A 19,499-nucleotide genomic window follows, 5' to 3' on the forward strand; every position below is an offset into this window, starting at 1 on the left:
AGAAAAAGCATGACATAAAATCGTCATGCTTTTTCTATTTTATCAATATTTTTTTCAAACCTAACCTGTTACATAACCTTTTACTTTGGAAAGGACTTTTTTATTTGTTGACACTATTAATTCTCAAACACAAAATTAATCTTATTATCTTTCCACTCTAACTTCGCATCAAACGTTTTCTCGCCCTTTTTAAAGCCTTTAATTAAATCGGTCTTCTCACCTTTTAAAAGCTTTGTCATGTTTTTTTGCGAAATTGTTTTACTTAATATCTTCTTCGAGATGGTAAAGTCACATTGTGTTGTATTGTAGTTTGCACAACCGTAAAACGTCGACTTATCAATAACATCGCCATCACATTTTTTACAGTTCCCTACCTTTTTACCTGTTGTAAATTTCGATCCTTTTCGTTCAATCGATTCAACATGTAATCCAGTGAAATCCCATTTCTCCGACATTTCTACCGCGTCTTCAATAATTTTAGCTGATAGCTTTTTCGTTTGTTCCATAAATGTAGCTGGTGAAGCTGTACCTTCTCCAATTTCCGCAAGGCGTTGCTCCCATTTTGCTGTCATTTCTGGTGAAGCCAGTATTTTATCACCGATTGCTGTAATTAATACTTTTCCTTTATCCGTTGCGTACACTTGGTTTTTCTGCACATCTATATATTTACGATCCTTCAGCATTGTAATAATACCAGCACGAGTAGCCTCAGTACCTAAACCTTCTGTTTTCTTTAATACTTTCTCAAGCTCTTCATTCTCTAAATACTTACCCGCCGTTTTCATTAACGTAATAAGTTGTCCTTCTGTATAACGCTTCGGTGGCTGTGTTTTTCCTTCTTTCACTTTCACTTTTACAACTTTTCCTTGTTCACCTTCAGCTACAATTGGAAGAATCGTTTCGTCATCTTTATCGTCTTGGAAAATAACTTTACGCCAACCTTCTTGAATTTGCTGTTTTCCTTTCGAAATGAACGCAGCACGTTCGTCTACAAGAGTTGTAATCGTTGTGTAGTCAAAGATTGCTACTTCATAATGCGCCGCAATCAGTCTTCTTACGATCATATCGTAAATTTTCTTTTCATCACCTGATAGTTTGCTTGGATTTGTAACTTGCTCTGTCGGTATAATTGCGTAGTGATCTGTAACTTTCTTTTCATTCACATAACGCTTGTTATTCATAATTGATTCAATTGGTGCTGGCAATAAGCCTTTATATTCATCAAACTGACTTAACTTCTGTAAAATATCAGGGAACGTCGCTGCTTCTCCTTGTGTAACATAGTTAGAATCCGAACGTGGGTAAGAAACTATCCCTTTTTGATATAGTGCTTGTGTTATATCAAGCGTCTTTTTCGGTGAAAATTTAAAAGCTTTATTCGCTGTCGCTTGCAGTGCTGATAAATTAAATAAAAACGGCGGCTGAAACTCTTTACGCTCCGTTTTCATTTCTTTAACTACAGCCGGTTTATTTTGACAAAAAGCTGCAATTTTATTTGCCAAATCCGGATCATTTAAGCGAGACTCATTATCTTTCTCCCATTTCCCCTCATACTTCTTTCCTTCTATATTAAAGGTTGCGAACACTTCCCAAAACGGCTCTGACTTAAAGTTCTCTATTTCTTTTTCACGCTTTACGATGAGTGCTAATGTTGGTGTTTGTACACGACCAGCGGAAAATACATCGTTCATTCCTTTTTTCTTTAGCAAAATGCTAAAGACACGCGATGCATTCATACCAACAACCCAGTCAGCGCAGGATCTTGTATATGCTTCGTAATACGTATTAATCGTATCTGCTTCATCTAGTAAGTTTTTAAACCCTTGATAAATAGCTTGCTTCGTTAAAGATGAAATCCACAAGCGCTTCATTGGTTTTTGCACGTTACAAAGATTAATAATGTTTCGTACGATTAATTCCCCTTCACGCCCAGCATCGCCCGCGTGAATAATTTCTGTTACCTGAGGGTTATGTAACAGCTGTTTCACAACGTTAAATTGCTTATACTTTGACTTTGTTACCTCAAACTGAAAACGCTCTGGAATCATCGGTAACGTATTAAGTGACCATTTTTTCCACTCTGCGTGATAATGTTCTGGATTACATAACTGCGTCAAATGACCAATTGCCCATGTACAGTACGCTCCATTTGGAAATAACTCATTTGCTTCTACTTCTAAATACCCATCTTTCCGGCGATATTTAAATTGTGAAACAAGAGCCAAACCTTGATCTGGTTTCTCGGCAATAATTAATTTCATTTTATAACTCCCTATCTGTATTCCAGTGTTACTTTCATTGTATATATGTTTAGAAGCGATGATAAAACAACAATCTTATTTATCATTCGCGGTTTGTCTCACAAATGGGAGACCTATAATATTATACGCTGATTCTTTATGGCTTCACAATAGAAACTCATTATATAACAATTTCTTTCAAATACTCACAAACAAAAAGACGCCCAAAAATCGAGCGTCCTTCCCTTCATTACTGCATACCGTTTTTAAATTGTGCAGATAATTTGCAGATATATATTAGCATAAGTACTCTCCATTTGAACATATGATGAAGTGAACGCTAGGACAGGGAGGTATCATAATGTTTACTTATACATTAACTGCCTTAACACTTTGTTGCACCTCGCTTATTATTACATCATATATTTCTAAATGTAAGGGTACCCTAATGGAGTATATGGTATTTATTATGTCTTTTAGTATGTGTATCGGTTTAAGTATAGGTTTTTATTTAGGCATTCTCTTCAAAGGAGAATTACTATATTCTACTTTGCTTGCTATTTTGATTAGTGGGTTTATCGGTCTTTTAGTCGGTCTACGCTTTCACCTTTATACTGCCTTAGAAGGTATGTTCTCTGGTTTAATGGCAAGTATGATGGGAGCAATGATTACAGAAATGTTAGAAGCTCAACAAGCTCATAGTATACTTCTTATTAGCCTCTTACTTACCATAACGATAACTATGTCATGTATGATTCACCTTTTATCAGAAACCTTTTCTACTTATATCCATCGCCAGTTTCTATTATTGCTCTCAATTGGCGTAGTAATTGTTCTCACTGTATTCGTAACATTCCCAGATCATACGCCTCCACCTGCATCCGAGCATGATCAACATATGCATAACGCTAAAGACTAAAATACATAAAGCAGTTATCCTATGGATAACTGCTTTATGTTATTCTGGCTTATTAGGAATGTTAGGGTTTGGAACATACTCAGATTTATAATCTGTATATTTCACTTCTGTTACCATCCCCGCTGAAGCATGATGTAGGTCGTGACAGTGGAACATCCATTCACCTGGATTGTCTGCTACAAAGGCTACTTCATATTCTTCTCCTGGTTTTAAGTTCAAAGTGTCTTTAACAATTGGAGAACCTTCTACCGTTTTCCCATCTTTACTTAACACCTGGAAGAAATGACCGTGTAAATGCATCGGATGATCGTCCGCTTTAGAGCGATTTACTAATTTTACTTTTACTAAGTCACCTTTTTTTACTGGAATTGGATCAATATCTGGAAATACTTTTCCGTTAATTGTATATACCATTTCATTTCCATTCATTTGCGTATTCAAATCCATATTATATGTGGCAGTATACTGCTGGTCTAACGTGAAACTACCTAATTTTTTCGCACCATATTTCGTCATATCTAATTTTGGTAGTTTTTCTTTTTCGTTTGCTTTATCTTTTATATCTTTACTACCTTCATATTCAATAACAGCTTTCATTCCTTTTGCATCCTTATTTTCTGAATGGTCTTCAACGTACCATTTCCCAGGATTGTTAGCTGTAAATTCAACATCATAACGTTCACCCGGTGCAATTGAAATTACTTTTTCTTTTATAACTTTTTGATAATTAATTGGTTGACCATCTGTTGCAATTACTTTTAAATCATGACCGTGAACGTGTATATCATGTGATAAATAACCCGCATTAACGAGTCGAAGACGAACTTTATCACCCTCATTCACTTTTAAGGGCTCTACTAAATCACCGCTTTTACCATTGATTGTGAATAAGTCATACATACTCATATCATGACCTTCCATCTTCATATTTCCATGATCCATGCCTGCCATATTGCCAGAGTCTTTTTTATCACTCTTCATGTCCATACCGGAATGACCCATGCCTTTCATATCATCATTCTTTTTCGTATTTTCATTACCCTTAGATTTATTACCTGTTGGCCCTTTTGTCATTTCTTTTAACTGCTTATTAATTTCTTCTTTATCAGTTACCCATTCATCTAACATTAATGTGTAATCTTTATCATACTTTTCATTTGTATCCTCTACAATAAGAGCGCCATACAAGCCTCTATCTAGTTGATTTACAGAATCTTGATGTGAATGATACCAATACGTTCCTGGTACGTTCGCTTCAAATTCATAGGTGAAACTTTTTCCTGATTCAACCGCATCTTGTGTCACGCCTGGAATTCCATCCATGTTATTTGGGACAGGATACCCATGCCAATGAATAGATACTGGCGCAGGTAATTCATTTTTTAATGTCACTTTAACCTTTTCACCTTTTTTTACCCTGATTTCTGGACCTGGGGATGAACCATTAAATGTCCAGACTGGAACAATAACACCGCTACTTAGCTTTTGTTTTTCTTCTTTCGCTACTAAAGTAACCTCTGTCCCTTTTATAACTTTCAATGGCTTTGTAGCCGTTTCAGTCTGTTTTGTTTTTTTATCATTCATATTTTTATGAGCATTTGTTGTATTTGTGGTCGCAGAACACGCAACGATTAAAGATATTACGGAGACTGTAACTGCTGTTAATACAAATCTCTTCATGGAAAATCCCTCCTTTTTCTTTTTCAAGATTATTATAGAAGGCAATTTTCAAGAAAATATGGAGATATAAAATAAGCAAAATAAAAAGGCACCCAAAACTGAGCGCCTCTTCTAATTATTATTTCGTAACAACTTCATCTTCTTTTACATTTACATTATTGTTACTCATAAACCCTTCAATCTCTTCAACTGTTCTAATAATATCTTTTGACAAGTTTTCATAGCCATCTTTTGTTACAAGGATATCATCTTCAATACGAATCCCAATTGATTCTTCTTCAATATATATACCTGGTTCAATCGTAATAACCATACCTTCTTCTAATACTCTATCTTTGTACGTTCCTACATCATGTGTATCTAAACCAAGGAAGTGGCTGACACCGTGATAATAATATTTCGTTAATTCCTCGTCTTCTTGAATTAAACCAATTGCTTTACATTCTTCTGCTAGCACCTTTTTTGTATGCTCATTTAATGCAGCGAATTTTAAACCTGGCTTAATAAGTTCCGTTGTTTCTTTTAATGCTTTTAACACGATATTATATATTTGCTTTTGGCGACTAGAGAATGTTCCACTAGCTGGGAATGTGTAACTAATATCAGCATTATAGTAGTCTTTTTGAGCACCTAAATCGAGCAGTACTAGATCACCTTGTCCCACTTTTGCATCATTATCTTCATAATGCAGCACAGTAGCGTTTTTACCACTCGCCAAAATTGTATTAAATGCATGATGTTTAATGCCAGATGATTTCAACGTAAAATCAAAATGAGCTTCTAATTCATATTCCATCATGTCTGCTTTTGCATGCTTCAGCACGTTATAAATACCCTCTTTAGTAACAGCGATAGCTTCTTTAATAATTTCAATTTCTTCTTCTGTTTTAAACACTCGTAATTCACAAATGTTTGGGTATACATTACCGATTGTAACGTGTGGATATTGTTCTCTTACATGTTTAGCAAACGCTAACGTTTTCGTCTCTGTACCTTTCCACTCACGAAGTTCCAAATCTAAATTCACATGTTTCACATTTTCTGTGAAAAGTGTATTTGCCATTGTCTTTTCAAAGCTTTCTATATATACAACTTTTTTTATACCTGAAATTTGTTCTGCATCTTCTTTAGAAACTGTTTTTCCAACCCACTTTTCAAGCACCGGATCTGATTTTTCAATGAAGAGAGTCTCTTCTACACTATTCCCAAACTTTTTTAACATGAAAATAACATTCGGCTCATCGATCCCCGTTAAATAATAAAAATTTCGATTCGGTATAAATTTATAATGTGCATCAGCTGACATATGAGGTGCTTGTCCAGCAAATAAAATAGTAACCGATTCCTCCGGTAATGTTTTTACTAATCTTTCTCTATTTTGAGCAAAAAATGTTGACTTCATAATAATCCCCCTAGCGTTCTATGTATGCTTTTAAAAATAATTATCCTCTGTTATTCATTTTATTATTGTTATAATTTTTCGTCAATTAATAGTATTCATATAAAAAGTTAAACCTTCATTATCATATGTGTAAACTATTCTTTTACCTATGTTGTTCAGTTGTTTTTTAGGAGCATTGACATCTTCTAAAAGATAGGATAAAATAACTATAAATTAGTAAGTAACTAATTTAAATTAAAATAAGAGGTGAACAAAATGCAAAACATTTTATTCCGTATTAACGAATTATCAAAAAAAGAAAAAGCATCTGGATTAACAGTTAATGAAAAACAAGAACAACAAATGTTGCGTCAAAACTATACAAAAACATTTCGTGGAAGCTTAGATTCCATTTTATTAAACACAAAAATCGTTGATCAAAATGGTCTTAACGTTACACCAGTCGCATTACAAGATGCTCAAATACGTTTAAAATTAAGCAAATGAAATCAAGGCTAAAAAAACAATCGTATAAAACATAAAAAGAGCCGGAATTCCTATATAGAAATTCCAGCTCTTTTTATTGTCTTTTCTAATTTAGTATACGAGCGATACATAGCAATTCTCCACGATACGATCATCGCAAAAGCAAGTAAGAAAAACATCCCGCTTAATTGCGCCAAATCAATCGATTGACTTAAATATGATTTTAATGCTACCCGTACAGCTAATAAGCCTACTAAAATAAATATGAACGCTTTTGACGGTTTCATATATATATCTTCGCCCTTTATTTCGAACTTAGATGTTTTAATAAGAAATATAGAGAAAATAAGTCCTACGCTAATTGCCTCTACTATTTCTAACGATGTTAATCGAAACTCTGGTAAGAAGTACATCGATGCGCCAGTACTCATAAAGATTGGCGGTAATATAATTTTCTTTTTCGTTACCGGTTTTTTCGCTGCCTTAAAGCGAAGAAACATCACTCCAACAGCCATACAAACTGCTACGATACTTGATAAAAGTGCTAAACTCATATTCTCCACTCCTATCTATTTAAAAGACTTTTTTAGCAAAATCATAAACCAAACAAGCCCGACACTAATAATGACATGAGCTAATCCAGCCATATGGCTTAAACCGTTAAAGTCTGTTCCGTTTACTTGTAGAAGACCTCTAAATACCATCGTAGCGATAGTAAAAATTAATCCTGCATTATAAACAATAAACCATACGTGAAAGCTTTTTGTTTCTTGTACATGAAACACTTTAAACAAAGCTAATGCAACCAAAAAGAATATGAACCCTAATACTAATACATGCGTATGCACTAGCTGTAACATAGTAGATCCTTTAATTCCTTGTGCTTTTGTATACTCTCTTGCAAATACACCTGATAATAAACCAATAATTAAGTACATGAATGCTGCATTATATAATTTTTTCATTATATTCCTCCTGCTGTAGAACGACAATTCATATCGTCGTTTTCCATATCCGCTGCAATTATTTTACGTAATGTTTATGAACGGAATATGAACAGAATGTTACATTCTATTTTTTTAAAACAAAAAAGCCATTCCACAACTTTTCCTTGTGGAATGGCTTTTACTTATTTTAAATCTTCAATTGTGAAAGCACCCGGTAATAACTGTTCAACCGTCACTTCTTTTTCATCACCTTTTACATTCGTTAGTAAAACAGGCATTTTCGGATCACAAAATTCAGCAATAACTTGTCTACATGCACCACATGGTGAAATTGGTCCATCGGTTTCGCCTGTAATGACTAGGTAACTAAAGTCACGCTCACCTTCTGATACTGCTTTAAAGATTGCTGTTCTTTCTGCACAGTTACATAAGCCGTAAGAAGCATTTTCTATATTACAACCAGTATAGATTTTACCTTCTTTCGTAACTAATGCTGCACCAACGGGAAATTTCGAATACGGAATATATGCTTTTGATAACATCTTATTTGCTTCTTCAATATATTTTTTCTTATCCATATTATTTCCTCCTCAAAGTAAATGTAATGATGATTAATCAGTAATAACTGTATGAACTAATTTAGGAGCCACTGCTGTTTCAGCGATAGAAATGTTCTCATAAATTTTTGCTTTTACATCTTCTACATTTTCGCGATTTGCATAAATCGTTACGAATGGCTCGCCTTCTTTTACTGCATCGCCAACTTTTTTACGTAACATTAAACCTACAGCTAAATCGATTTCATCTTCCTTCGTAGCACGGCCTGCACCAAGTAACATCGCAGCGATACCGATTTCATCTGCAACAATGTTTGAAATAACACCTGAAGTTTTAGCAGGTACATCAATTACATACTTCGCCTGTGGCATTTTTTCTGGATGATCTACAATTGAGCTGTCTCCACCTTGATTGCTTAAGAACTCTTTAAATTTCTCAGTTGCTTTCCCATTTTTCATAACTTCAATTAACATTTCACGAGCTTCTTCTAATGTATTTGCTTTTTTCGCAAGTACAACCATTTGGCTACCTAATACAAGTACTAATTCTGTTAAATCTTCTGGACCTTCACCTTTTAACGTATCAATCGCTTCTTTCACTTCTAGAGCATTACCAATTGCAAAACCAAGTGGTTGTGACATATCTGAAATAACAGCCATAGTTTGACGTCCAACATTATTTCCGATACGTACCATTGCATGCGCTAATTCTTTTGCATCTTCTTCTGTTTTCATAAATGCGCCAGCACCTGTTTTTACATCAAGTACGATTGCGTCAGCACCAGCTGCAATTTTTTTACTCATAATTGAACTTGCGATTAAAGGAATTGAGTTAACCGTTCCTGTTACATCGCGTAATGCATAAATCTTTTTATCTGCAGGTGTTAAGTTTCCTGTTTGTCCAATAACAGCTACTTTGTCACGGTTTACAATATCAATGAACTGCTCTTTCGTAATTTCAACGTGGAATCCTTCTACCGCTTCTAATTTATCAATTGTTCCGCCCGTATGTCCTAAACCACGACCAGACATTTTTGCTACTGGTACGTCTAAAGCAGCTACTAATGGTCCTAATACTAATGTAGTTGTATCACCAACACCGCCAGTTGAATGCTTGTCTACTTTAATTCCTTCAATTGCTGATAAGTCGATCGTCTCTCCAGACTCCACCATTGCCATCGTTAAATCTGCACGCTCACGATCTGTCATATCTTTAAAGAAGATTGCCATTGCAAGTGCACTCACTTGATAATCAGGAATACTTCCGTCTGTATATCCATTAATAAAGAATTTGATTTCTTCAGTCGTTAATTCTTTGCCGTCACGTTTTTTGCAATAATATCTACCATTCTCATTACAATCACCATTCCTTTTCATATTATATGAATCTATTAAAATAATAAGCCCACGATTGTTGCTGATAAGAAACTTACTAATGTTGCACCGAAAAGTAATTTCAAGCCAAATCTTGCGACTACATTCCCTTGCTTTTCATTTAAGCTCTTAACTGCCCCTGCAATAATTCCAATTGAAGAGAAGTTTGCAAATGAAACTAAGAATACAGATATAATCGCTGTCGTTCTATCTGAGAAATTAAAATTTCCTTGTGCTAAATCTGTCATAGCGACAAATTCATTTGATACTAATTTTGTTGCCATAATATTTCCGGCATTAACTGCTTCATGCCAAGGCACACCCATAATAAATGCAAATGGTGCAAATACATAACCGAGAATTTCTTGGAATGAAATACCGATTACACCCTTAAATACTGCATTAATGAATGCGATAAGAGCAACGAAACCAATTAACATAGCTGCTACTGTAATCGCAACTTTAAATCCATCTATAATGTATTCCCCCTAATACTTCAAAGAATGTCTTTTTCTCTTCTTCTTGTACTTCTAACATATCCTCTTCTTCTGTAACTTCATACGGATTAATGATAGAAGCAATGATGAATCCGCCGAATAAGTTCAGAACTAAAGCGGTTACAACATATTGAGGTTTTAACAACACCATGTATGATCCGACGATAGACATAGAAACTGTAGACATTGCAGATGCACATAATGTATACATTCTTTTCTCTGGCAATAATCCTAGTTGTTTCTTAACTGAAATAAACACTTCAGATTGTCCTAAAATCGCAGAAGCTACCGCGTTATATGATTCTAGTTTCCCCATTCCATTTACTTTACTTAATGCTAGACCGATAGATTTCACAATAATAGGTAATACTTTAATATGTTGCAAAATACCTATTAAAGCTGAAATAAATACGATTGGCATTAATACACTTAAAAAGAATGAAAACTCTTTTTGATTTACTAATCCACCAAATACGAAATTCACACCATCAGCGGCATATTTTAATAACTCTCCAAAGCCATCTGCTATTCCGCTAATTAATATATTCCCTACACTTGTATTTAATAATAAAAACCCCAAAATGAATTGTAATATAACCATCGTTATGATTGGACGATATTTTACTTTCTTTCTATCATTACTAGCAAGCCAAGCGATACCTAAAATCAATACGAGGCCAAAAACACCGATTAAGTATTTCATAAGCCGTCTCCTCCCATTCGTATCCGCTTACATTATTTTCAATTGTTAAAGCAATAGATACACTATACTTTGTGTATCTATTGCTTTTCACACTTTATTAATTAGTAGTTATCTGTAGCACCTTTTGCATCATTTAATACGATTGCAACACTAGCACTAGCTCCAACGCGAGAAGCTCCAGCAGCTACCATTTTGTCTGCATCTTCACGTGTACGAACGCCGCCAGATGCTTTTACACCAACGTTTGGTCCTACTGTTTTACGCATTAATGCGATGTCTTCAGCAGTTGCTCCGCCAGTTGAGAATCCAGTTGAAGTTTTTACGAAATCAGCACCAGCTTTTACTGATAATTCACAAGCGCGTACTTTCTCTTCATCTGTTAATAGGCAAGTTTCAATGATTACTTTTACAAGAGCTTTTCCTTTTGCTGCTTGTACTACTTCATAAATGTCTTTTTCAACGAACTCATTGTCGCCATCTTTTAAAGCGCCTACGTTGATTACCATATCAACTTCAGTTGCACCTTTTGCGATAGCATCTTTTGTTTCGAATGCTTTTGTTTCAGTAGTGCTTGCTCCTAATGGGAAACCGATTACAGTACAAACGTCTACATCATGCCCAGCTAATTCTTCAGCAGCTAGCTTTATCCATGTAGGATTAATACAAACAGAAGCGAATTTATATTCCTTTGCCTCTTCGATTACTTTCATAACGTCTTCTTTAGTTGAATTTGGTTTTAAAATTGTATGGTCAATTAACTTTGCAATGTTCATTATCTTCACTCCTCATATCTTTTAACAACTTCATTCTAACTCTTTGTTGAACAAATGTAAATATACTTTTGAAATTTTGTTCATACTTTTTCAGAAGGGAATTTCTTGTAATACATTGAAAGTAGTATAAGCTTGTAAATAAAGGATGTGAATCACTTGTTTAAGTCAAAATTCTTTATATTCACATTGCTAGTATGCACTTCACTATCCATATTTATTTTTTATAAAAGGGATGTTATTTTCCAAGAAGGAAACCCCATTCCATTTGCTTTAGCTATGTCTAAGATGGTTATTCAAAATAAAGAAATGGTGGAAGTAGAACCGATAGATAATCAATACCCCTACTTAGTAAAGCGCGGAAAAATGGAGCCTTTTATCAATATGATGGAGCAAGATGGATGGACTTTTGTAGATAGAGATATTATGGCTAACTCACTAATTTTTGAAAAAGGAGATCAATCAAAGAGCGTTCCTTACAAATACTTTACAAGGTACTACACATTGATTTATTCATACTAAAAATAAAAGGCTTTCTCAAAATTAATATTTTGAGAAAGCCTTTTATTTCTAACCTTTTTGATAATGTAACAATTCTTTTGCTGTATGCTGATCGATAATTAATACATTTGCATACCCACCGCGTAACGCACCATCAATTGCTTTTATTTTTCTATTGCCACCTGCAACTAAAATAGAACGTTTCTTTAATTTAAGTTCCTCTAACTCAATTCCAATTGTACGCTTATTAATTTCTTCGCTACTAATATTTCCGTCTCCATCAAAGAAACGTGAACAAATGTCACCGACAGCTTGTTTTTTCAAAATGTTCGTTTCATCCTTCTCTAAATATCCTAATCGGAATAATAACGCTTCATCACGCACTGTACCAACAGTGAAAATCGCAACATTTGCTTGTTTCCCCATTTCAATAATGTGATGAATATGTCGATCTTGCTCTACTAATTCTTTTGTCACCGCATTATCAAATATAACTGGAAGTGGTAAATTTCTTGGTGTCGTTTGAAAAGCCTCTGCAAATAAAGCGATGGTCTCATTCGCATATGTATTTACACTTGAGTGACTAATGCCACCTTTTAATTGGACAACCTCTACCCCTTTTACATGTTGAGGTACGATTTTTCTGGCGATTTCATACATCGTCATTCCCCAGCTTACACCAACGATATCACCGTTTTTCACTGTCTTTTCCATATACTCAGCAGCATACTTACTAATATACTCCGTAATCGTTGCATATTCTGGTACTGGAGAAAACACAACATGTGCCTCTAACAAGTTGTACTTTTCTTTAAGTAAATTCCCAACGTTATCTAAATCAGCAAATGGATCAGCTATACTAATTTGAACAAATCCTTTTTCTTTTGCGTACTTTAATAATCTAGAGATCGTCGGTCTTGAGATATTTAATTTGTTAGCAATTTCTTGCTGACTATAATCTGATTGATAATATAATCTTGCCACTTCTACGCTTAATTGTTGTTTATCTTTATCCATAGTACCTCAATACAAATCCTTTCCTGTATTTCCCTTTCGTTACAAGCATTATACAGCTTTATGCAAGAAATTTCGACTACCGAATTTTATCCACCTAAACTTCTACTCCACTTAGTATTTACAATGAAACTTTATTGTGTAGCTTCAGAAACTCATTATAGATGATCTTGAAGCAGGTAAATCGATTTATATTCATTCTTTTTGTTCTTTCTATAGTAACGATAACAAAACCCTTCAATAACAAACATTAAATATTGTTTATGGAACTTCTTTAATGTACGGTAAAACCAAGTTTTTTAACATAGAAATTCCTTAGCGTACGAAATTCGCGTTTTGATGGCGAAACCCACGGCCATCAAGCTAAAGTTTTAATGTAACCCCAAAATAAAAATTTTCTTTCACTACAGTTAATTACTTTGAGAAGTCAGCGGATTTTTTCATTTTAGGGGGGGTGTTTTGTTAGCTTGATAGTGGTGGGATACAGCCAACATTTTGAAATTTTATATACTAAGCGAAATTTAACCTAATAAAGTCGAATTCCTGTACGTTAAAGTGGCATTTCATTCAGATAATCCGTATTATCTGAAATTAATAAAGTCTGTTACACTCTCTTCTTTAAGAACGTTTCCATAATATCCTTCTTGAATTTTTCATAATCAAACTGAAAAGCTACATTATGCGTTTTATAGCCTGGATTAGTAGAAAAACGAAAGTCTGCAATACTTTGACCAAATCCTTCTCCTTGGTCAGGAATTACTTTAATGGGTACTCTTGAAAGACCAACAGCCTCTTGATTCAGCAAATACCACACTGTTACAAAATCATGCATAGGACTTCCACTTATACCTGGATTAGACTTGGAGTAGAATTTATAATAATAGTCTAGCATAGGTTTGATGATGAGTCCTGCAAGATCCTGTGTATTCCGATGAAATGCATCGATTTGCTGGACCATTTCGGGTGTAACAATCGCATGTTGAGTCACATTTAAAGGAATAATTGTTAAGTTCTTTGCATGCTGCAGAATTAAGTTTGCTGCATAAGGATCTGAGTAAAAGTTAGCTTCAGCCACAGCAGTTACGTTACCTGGATAGAAAAAAGCTCCCCCCATGCAAATGCATTCTCTTACATTTCGCATTGTTTCTAAATTCAATACAAAAGTCGTAGCTAGCGAAGAAAGTCTTCCTAAATTGATAATTGTAAGATCTTCTAAATTTGATTCTATAATTTGATAAATATCATTTAAAGGATAAACTGGATATGAAATTTCAGGGGGAATGATAGGCCCTAATCCGACTTTTCCATGTACCTCAGGGAAATACTGAATCAATATACCTGTCAACGGTACAGAAGCACCAAGGAATACAGGTATCTCTTCTCTTCCCGCAATGTACTTCAAATAGTTAATATTTCTTATTACATTTTCTCTTGATACATTTCCATAATCGGCTACAATCCCTACAAGTTGAATGTCTTTACGAAAAAAGGTGTACAGTATAGCAAACGCATCATCAATCCCCAAATCTGTAAACAGGAGAACCTTTTTTTGCATATTTCTTCCTCCAAAATATATAGAATCCCACTTTCACTAATGATGTAGTAATCAGACTAAGCTTGTATGTATATATTTTATGTATTCTTAAAGAGTGAATTCTATTCACTTGAAATAGAGCTTTGCTCATCTAAATTTGATATTATGTTCAAGCGTAAGTTCCTGTTCTTAAGTTGATGGGCATGTGGTGCTATCCCATGCCCATCAACTTAAGAATTTTTAACATCCCAAAACGAAAAACAAGTTAAATTCTCATAGATAACTATCTTATAATTAATTACATATTTTTTTCAATATAATCATATAAAGATATTTCGTTTGAAAGAGGGATTCAAATTGATTAAAAACTTACCTTTACTAATAGTTATTTTAATACTAGGTGTACTTCTACATTAGACGGTCTTCATCCCACCATTTCTACCATGCGAGATAGTATTTTTTGTAACTAAGGCAAAACCGGGACCAGGCATTATTATGATTAGGATTGCTGTAAGGATAAATAATAAATAATTTTCCATGTTCTAGTATTCCCTTTCCAATTTTTAGTTTTGCTTATAGTATAGATTTTTCCCTTAAAACATTAAATATAAAAAGCGGGATCAAGAGTTTATCGCGGCTATTAGTATCAATTTGACCAAACATTATCCCAAAGCTACATTGATAAAACAGACGGCAAACTTATCGGTAAAATTACATGCTCGGCTCTCCACAAAAAACGGGATACAAAAATAAACAGTAGAACTAGTCCACTGTTTACTTCGTCACACCTTCATGTAATTTTTCTGTATAATCCTTTACATCCTTCCAGCTATCTTTCGCTGTATGTAAATCTTCTTTTATAAACGTAAACTCTTCAGGACTTATTCCTTTTACGTTTTGTAGTAAATTATTATATTTTGCTCCTACTGTATACCATTGATTTGATATGTTTTGCAGTGCTGTAATTGCTGCATCAATTGTTTCTGTCATATTTGTTGTTTTATTTTTTACATCAGTCAAAATTGCTACTTCTGCTTGCGCTCCTGAAATTCTATCCTTTAAATTGGCTATTTCTCTTTCTGCATTTGCAATATCTTTTTTCGCAATTGCAATCATCGGTCCGCCAGCAAGACATGTTATTAACGCTACGCAAAGTACACCACCAGCGATAACCATATCATTACTCTTTTTGATTGAATCATTATATGTATTTATTTGTTGCTCTAATGCTGGAATACCTGCATTCGTACTAGCCAAAATTGCTGTTAATTGATTTGTATCCTCTTTAAAACTATTTGTGTCTTTCGCCATTCTATCGCGAAAAGCTTTCAAATTCCCTAATAATACATCTACCTCATTTTGATTCTTTAAAATATCCGCATATAACTTTTCCAAATCCGCTTTTAATTTACCGCTATCCTTTTGATCAATCGCTACTAGCATGTCATTATAGTACGCTTGAAAAGTATTATTGTAATTAATAATATTTTGATCCGTTTTCATAATTTGAGGTTTCATATTATTTAACCAATATGCCGCGTTAATTTTTGCATCTCTTTGGTGCTGAATCATATTTCCTTTAAACTCACTATTAATTGAACTTATTTTACTCAAATCAGTCTCTTGCTGATTTTGAATTAATTTTGCATATGAATCCATTGCGAATATGCTCGATGTCGTTTGCGCCATTACATCTTGGAACCCTGCTGGTCCGAGAGAATAGTTTTTCGCATTTTCTTGTAATGTTTTTACGTTTTGTTCTGCTGCAAAAGGATGTAAAGGAAACGCATTACTTGTTGCTACTCCAGCAATCATTATCGTTAAAAGGCATTTTTTATAGAAATTATTACGCATACTTATCACCTATTCTTTTTATGAGGATATGAAACGTTAGAGGTAAAAGAGCTCCTGCTCACTACTGAACAGGAGCCCTCTATTTTATGATAATCAGTTATCTATACATAATGTTATAACAGTTTAATCGTTATTATGCTTTTTTCGTATCTACTACTTTAATATCTTCAGCATAAATCTTTTCTGCATAGTCTTTAATGTTTTTCCAGCTATCTTTCGCAATGTTTAAATCTTCTTTAATGAACACAAGGTCGTTTGGACTAATTGAATCTACATTTTGAAGTAAAGAATTGTATTTTGATCCCATTGTGTACCATTGATTTGAAATGTTTTGCAATGCTGTAATTGCAGTATCAATCGTATTTGTTAAATATTCCGTTTGCGTTTTAATATTCGTTAATCCTGCTACTTCTAATTGCGCAGTTGTAACTTGTCCTGTTATCTTTTGAATTTCTGCTTGTGCATTATCAAGCTCTTTCTTCGCTAATACGATTCCAGCTGTTCCACCACCTACAGCTGCTGTACCACCTGCAATTAATGCGATTCCTAGCGGCGTTCCTGCACCAGTAGCAATAACTACTGCACCACCGATAATTGCAATTGGGCCTAAAGCTGTCGCAACAGATGAACCGATAATAATTGCATTATATTTACTAATTGCTTCATTATACGTTGCAATTTGATTTTGCAGAAGCGGAATTCCAGCATCTTGACTAGCTAAGATTGATGTAATTTGATTTGCATCTCCCTTGAAGTTTTGAGTATCCGACGTCATTTTATTTCGGAATTTCTTCAAGTCTTCCACTAACTGATCTACTTGCGCTTTATTTTCATTAATACTACTTGATAATCTAGTTAAACCTTTCGTAAGAGTTGCTTTATCCTTTGCATCAACTGCAGCAACTAACGTATCATAATAGTTTTGGAATTTCGTATTGTAATTAATAATATTTTGATTCGTTGAAATAAGCTGTGGCTTTAATACATCTAACCATTGTTTCGCATTTCCTCTAGCTGTATCTTGATGCTGAATCACTTTTCCTTTTAAAGCTGCATCAACGCTCGATACATTCCCAAAGTTAACATTACCTTGTTTAATAATTGTTAAAGCGTACAGATCCATTACTAAAGCGTTTGAACCTGTTCTTTCCATTGCATCTTTCAGGCCTTCTGGTCCTAATGAATATTCTTCATAGTCATTATAAGCTTTTGCTACCGCATGAACTGGAGCTTGTTTCACTGTACTTTCAGCTGCATAAGTATGGGCCGGCATAATATTTCCTGCTGCAAATACTGCCATAAGTGCTGATAGAGCCATTACTTTATAAGGTTTTTTTGTCATTTTTCTTCTCTCCCTATATCGCTAATTATTTTTCTGTTTAATGTACTTCAACGTTTGTAACGTAATCTTCAAATTGATTTGTTTGCTTATTCATTTCATCACTTACTTTTTTAAGTTGATTGAAATGTTTTTGAAGTAAACTACTGTCTGTATACGTGCCTTCTTCAATATTTGTTTGAATTTGGATCATATTATTGTTTAAAACTTTCCAATCCGTTAATAACGTCTCTAAAGTTGTAATTTGGCGATCAATTAGTTCTGTAAAGCTACTTACTTGATCTTCAACGAATGTAATTTGAGTCGCCTCTGCTTCAGTTTGTGATAACTTTTGAATAAGTGGTAATAGCTCTTTTTGCTTTTGTTGAATACGAAGAGCGGCTTCCCTCGTTTGACTATCTGCAGCATTTACAATTTCATTACTTAAAGTACCGATAGAAACAAAATCGATTGTCTTCGTTTGTGCAGTTTGATTTGTGATTGTAAATACTTGTTTACCGATATTAATAGAACCTTTAATAATTTCTTGAGGTCTATTCAAAATAGTCGTTAGTTCAGCTTGGATTTCCCCTTGAATTCTTTTTATGTCTTCTCTTAATTTCACAATATCTCCACTTGATCCTTGCAGTGTTTTTATTGCTTCATCAGCTTTAATTGATAAGTTGTTACTATCTTTGTCTAATACAGATTTAAATCGATGTAACTCTAATAAATCTTGTTCCATACTCTCTTGGATGCTTTGTACTTGCAATTGTAATTTTCCATATGCGCTTGTAAGATCTGCTTTTGCTTGTTCATCTTCATTTAGTTTTCCTGCTAGTTCATAGAGCTTACTATAATAGCTATTAAATCTAGTGCTATATCTCATCATCTCTTGATTTAAGTCGATTAGCTTCGGATTATATTCATCAATCCACTCTCTTACATTCGCCTTTGCAAACTTTTGATGATTCGTCAAACTACTCATCGCATTTACCTTAATGTCTGGCTGCTGCAAAATAACTAATCCGTATGCTTGTATAAGCGGTGACTGTGATCCTAGCATTCTAATTGAATTGGATAATGTATTTGGAGCAATTACATTTTGCGCATATACTGTTTTCACTTCTGTTTGCCCCTCCTTGGCGTAAGCGCTTACAGGAATGAAGCAACTCGTAGATACTGCCGTAACCAATAACCCTGTAATTAAAGTTTTTTTCACTTTAACTCCTCCTATGTATTAGCAACTATTACTATTGCATTTTATTATTCTATTTTCTTGTACATTATTTGAGATGGTTAAAAATAACGAACGTTCTCATCGTGATTCATATGCTAACCACCTCTCTCAAATTTAATTGCTACAGTACTTACTTATTGTTATAAAACATTTCATAACTTTCCATATGTGCTTAGTATGAATAATCTTGTATAAAATTTCTGTTTCATCTCAATTTCCACATTCATACAGTAAATATATTACATAAAAATATTATTCATTTTCAACTTAATAACGGATGAAAATATGAAATTTCGTTTTGTTTTCATTTAAGTTTTGTACTGTAAGGTCATTTAAACACAGCTATTTATCTACCGTAAAGAAGTATTTTCATCCCCTTTATTTTCAACATCTCATGTCTTTATTCCAAAATAAAATCCGATTAACTTTCTCAATTAAAATATCCATATATCACAACAAAAAACACTATTTACTCATAAGCGAT

15 protein-coding genes and 3 pseudogenes are annotated in these 19,499 nt (G+C 33.9%); 3 read left to right on the plus strand and 15 right to left on the minus strand.

The genetic code is table 11. From position 1 onward, the window contains the following. Nucleotides 1-116: 116 nt before the first annotated feature. Nucleotides 117-2,261, minus strand: a complete 2,145-nt coding sequence (topB, locus tag CDB3_RS14975; RefSeq protein WP_128855042.1) for a DNA topoisomerase III — start codon at nucleotides 2,259-2,261, stop codon at nucleotides 117-119. A 340-nt stretch (nucleotides 2,262-2,601) separates the two neighbouring features. Between topB and CDB3_RS14985 the strand changes: the two genes are divergently transcribed. Beyond that, nucleotides 2,602-3,159 (plus strand): hypothetical protein, encoded by a 558-nt coding sequence (locus CDB3_RS14985; protein WP_128855043.1) that lies wholly within the window; start codon nucleotides 2,602-2,604, stop codon nucleotides 3,157-3,159. Between the two features lie 39 nt (nucleotides 3,160-3,198). Here CDB3_RS14985 and CDB3_RS14990 read toward each other — a convergent pair whose 3' ends face one another. Next, nucleotides 3,199-4,839 carry a multicopper oxidase family protein gene (locus tag CDB3_RS14990; RefSeq protein WP_128855044.1) on the minus strand — a complete coding sequence of 547 codons (1,641 nt, stop codon included), beginning with the start codon at nucleotides 4,837-4,839 and terminating at the stop codon, nucleotides 3,199-3,201. Nucleotides 4,840-4,957: 118 nt separating this feature from the next. Next, nucleotides 4,958-6,241, minus strand: a complete 1,284-nt coding sequence (locus CDB3_RS14995; protein ID WP_128855045.1) for an aminopeptidase P family protein — start codon at nucleotides 6,239-6,241, stop codon at nucleotides 4,958-4,960. Nucleotides 6,242-6,496: 255 nt separating this feature from the next. Here CDB3_RS14995 and CDB3_RS15000 point away from each other — a divergent pair, with 255 nt between their 5' ends. Next, entirely contained in the window at nucleotides 6,497-6,727 is a 231-nt protein-coding gene (locus CDB3_RS15000) for a DUF896 domain-containing protein (protein ID WP_128855046.1), read from the plus strand. Between the two features lie 50 nt (nucleotides 6,728-6,777). On the opposite strand, the gene CDB3_RS15005 is transcribed toward CDB3_RS15000, so the two are convergent. The 6 genes and pseudogenes from CDB3_RS15005 to deoC form a co-directional block, all read right to left on the minus strand. Further along, entirely contained in the window at nucleotides 6,778-7,260 is a 483-nt protein-coding gene (locus CDB3_RS15005; RefSeq protein ID WP_128855047.1) for a CcdC family protein, read from the minus strand. A 15-nt stretch (nucleotides 7,261-7,275) separates the two neighbouring features. Next, nucleotides 7,276-7,671 carry a DUF2871 domain-containing protein gene (locus CDB3_RS15010; RefSeq protein WP_097831492.1) on the minus strand — a complete coding sequence of 132 codons (396 nt, stop codon included), beginning with the start codon at nucleotides 7,669-7,671 and terminating at the stop codon, nucleotides 7,276-7,278. 164 nt (nucleotides 7,672-7,835) lie between these two features. After that, complete coding sequence (locus CDB3_RS15015; RefSeq protein WP_000358534.1) at nucleotides 7,836-8,231, minus strand: cytidine deaminase; 396 nt, start codon at nucleotides 8,229-8,231, stop codon at nucleotides 7,836-7,838. 33 nt (nucleotides 8,232-8,264) lie between these two features. Further along, a pseudogene (locus tag CDB3_RS15020) lies at nucleotides 8,265-9,565 on the minus strand (pyrimidine-nucleoside phosphorylase). A 36-nt stretch (nucleotides 9,566-9,601) separates the two neighbouring features. After that, a pseudogene (locus CDB3_RS15025) lies at nucleotides 9,602-10,784 on the minus strand (NupC/NupG family nucleoside CNT transporter). Nucleotides 10,785-10,885: 101 nt separating this feature from the next. Beyond that, complete coding sequence (gene deoC, locus CDB3_RS15030) at nucleotides 10,886-11,557, minus strand: deoxyribose-phosphate aldolase (RefSeq protein WP_098889637.1); 672 nt, start codon at nucleotides 11,555-11,557, stop codon at nucleotides 10,886-10,888. 156 nt (nucleotides 11,558-11,713) lie between these two features. Here deoC and CDB3_RS15035 point away from each other — a divergent pair, with 156 nt between their 5' ends. Then, on the plus strand, nucleotides 11,714-12,076 hold the full coding sequence (locus CDB3_RS15035; protein WP_128855049.1) for a hypothetical protein: 363 nt from the start codon (nucleotides 11,714-11,716) through the stop codon (nucleotides 12,074-12,076). Nucleotides 12,077-12,124: 48 nt separating this feature from the next. Here the strand turns inward: CDB3_RS15035 and CDB3_RS15040 are convergent, their stop codons facing one another. The 6 genes and pseudogenes from CDB3_RS15040 to nheA form a co-directional block, all read right to left on the minus strand. Next, nucleotides 12,125-13,072, minus strand: coding sequence for a DNA-binding transcriptional repressor DeoR (locus tag CDB3_RS15040; protein WP_128855050.1), 948 nt, complete (start codon nucleotides 13,070-13,072; stop codon nucleotides 12,125-12,127). A 601-nt stretch (nucleotides 13,073-13,673) separates the two neighbouring features. Continuing rightward, nucleotides 13,674-14,624 (minus strand): nucleoside hydrolase, encoded by a 951-nt coding sequence (locus CDB3_RS15045; RefSeq protein ID WP_128855051.1) that lies wholly within the window; start codon nucleotides 14,622-14,624, stop codon nucleotides 13,674-13,676. A gap of 395 nt (nucleotides 14,625-15,019) precedes the next feature. After that, nucleotides 15,020-15,142, minus strand: a pseudogene (locus CDB3_RS15050) (LysE family translocator); the annotation flags it as partial. 235 nt (nucleotides 15,143-15,377) lie between these two features. Beyond that, entirely contained in the window at nucleotides 15,378-16,457 is a 1,080-nt protein-coding gene (gene nheC, locus CDB3_RS15055; protein WP_128855052.1) for a non-hemolytic enterotoxin NHE subunit C, read from the minus strand. A 133-nt stretch (nucleotides 16,458-16,590) separates the two neighbouring features. Then, nucleotides 16,591-17,799: a non-hemolytic enterotoxin NHE subunit B gene (gene nheB, locus CDB3_RS15060; RefSeq protein WP_071745130.1), complete on the minus strand. Its 1,209-nt coding sequence runs from the start codon at nucleotides 17,797-17,799 to the stop codon at nucleotides 16,591-16,593. A gap of 37 nt (nucleotides 17,800-17,836) precedes the next feature. After that, nucleotides 17,837-18,997: a non-hemolytic enterotoxin NHE subunit A gene (nheA, locus tag CDB3_RS15065; RefSeq protein WP_128855053.1), complete on the minus strand. Its 1,161-nt coding sequence runs from the start codon at nucleotides 18,995-18,997 to the stop codon at nucleotides 17,837-17,839. Between the last annotated feature and the right edge of the window lie 502 nt (nucleotides 18,998-19,499).

The sequence above is a fragment of the Bacillus sp. CDB3 genome, from assembly GCF_002081505.1.
Taxonomy (GTDB): Bacteria; Bacillota; Bacilli; order Bacillales; family Bacillaceae_G; genus Bacillus_A; species Bacillus_A cereus_AT.

What these genes read in the sequence shown, in the direction of transcription:
- topB (WP_128855042.1), bottom strand. Translation starts at nt 2,261, where the DNA reads ATGAAATTAATTATTGCCGAGAAACCAGATCAAGGTTTGGCTCTTGTT.
- CDB3_RS14985 (WP_128855043.1), top strand. Translation starts at nt 2,602, where the DNA reads ATGTTTACTTATACATTAACTGCCTTAACACTTTGTTGCACCTCGCTT.
- CDB3_RS14990 (WP_128855044.1), bottom strand. Translation starts at nt 4,839, where the DNA reads ATGAAGAGATTTGTATTAACAGCAGTTACAGTCTCCGTAATATCTTTA.
- CDB3_RS14995 (WP_128855045.1), bottom strand. Translation starts at nt 6,241, where the DNA reads ATGAAGTCAACATTTTTTGCTCAAAATAGAGAAAGATTAGTAAAAACA.
- CDB3_RS15000 (WP_128855046.1), top strand. Translation starts at nt 6,497, where the DNA reads ATGCAAAACATTTTATTCCGTATTAACGAATTATCAAAAAAAGAAAAA.
- CDB3_RS15005 (WP_128855047.1), bottom strand. Translation starts at nt 7,260, where the DNA reads ATGAGTTTAGCACTTTTATCAAGTATCGTAGCAGTTTGTATGGCTGTT.
- CDB3_RS15010 (WP_097831492.1), bottom strand. Translation starts at nt 7,671, where the DNA reads ATGAAAAAATTATATAATGCAGCATTCATGTACTTAATTATTGGTTTA.
- CDB3_RS15015 (WP_000358534.1), bottom strand. Translation starts at nt 8,231, where the DNA reads ATGGATAAGAAAAAATATATTGAAGAAGCAAATAAGATGTTATCAAAA.
- deoC (WP_098889637.1), bottom strand. Translation starts at nt 11,557, where the DNA reads ATGAACATTGCAAAGTTAATTGACCATACAATTTTAAAACCAAATTCA.
- CDB3_RS15040 (WP_128855050.1), bottom strand. Translation starts at nt 13,072, where the DNA reads ATGGATAAAGATAAACAACAATTAAGCGTAGAAGTGGCAAGATTATAT.
- CDB3_RS15045 (WP_128855051.1), bottom strand. Translation starts at nt 14,624, where the DNA reads ATGCAAAAAAAGGTTCTCCTGTTTACAGATTTGGGGATTGATGATGCG.
- nheC (WP_128855052.1), bottom strand. Translation starts at nt 16,457, where the DNA reads ATGCGTAATAATTTCTATAAAAAATGCCTTTTAACGATAATGATTGCT.
- nheB (WP_071745130.1), bottom strand. Translation starts at nt 17,799, where the DNA reads ATGACAAAAAAACCTTATAAAGTAATGGCTCTATCAGCACTTATGGCA.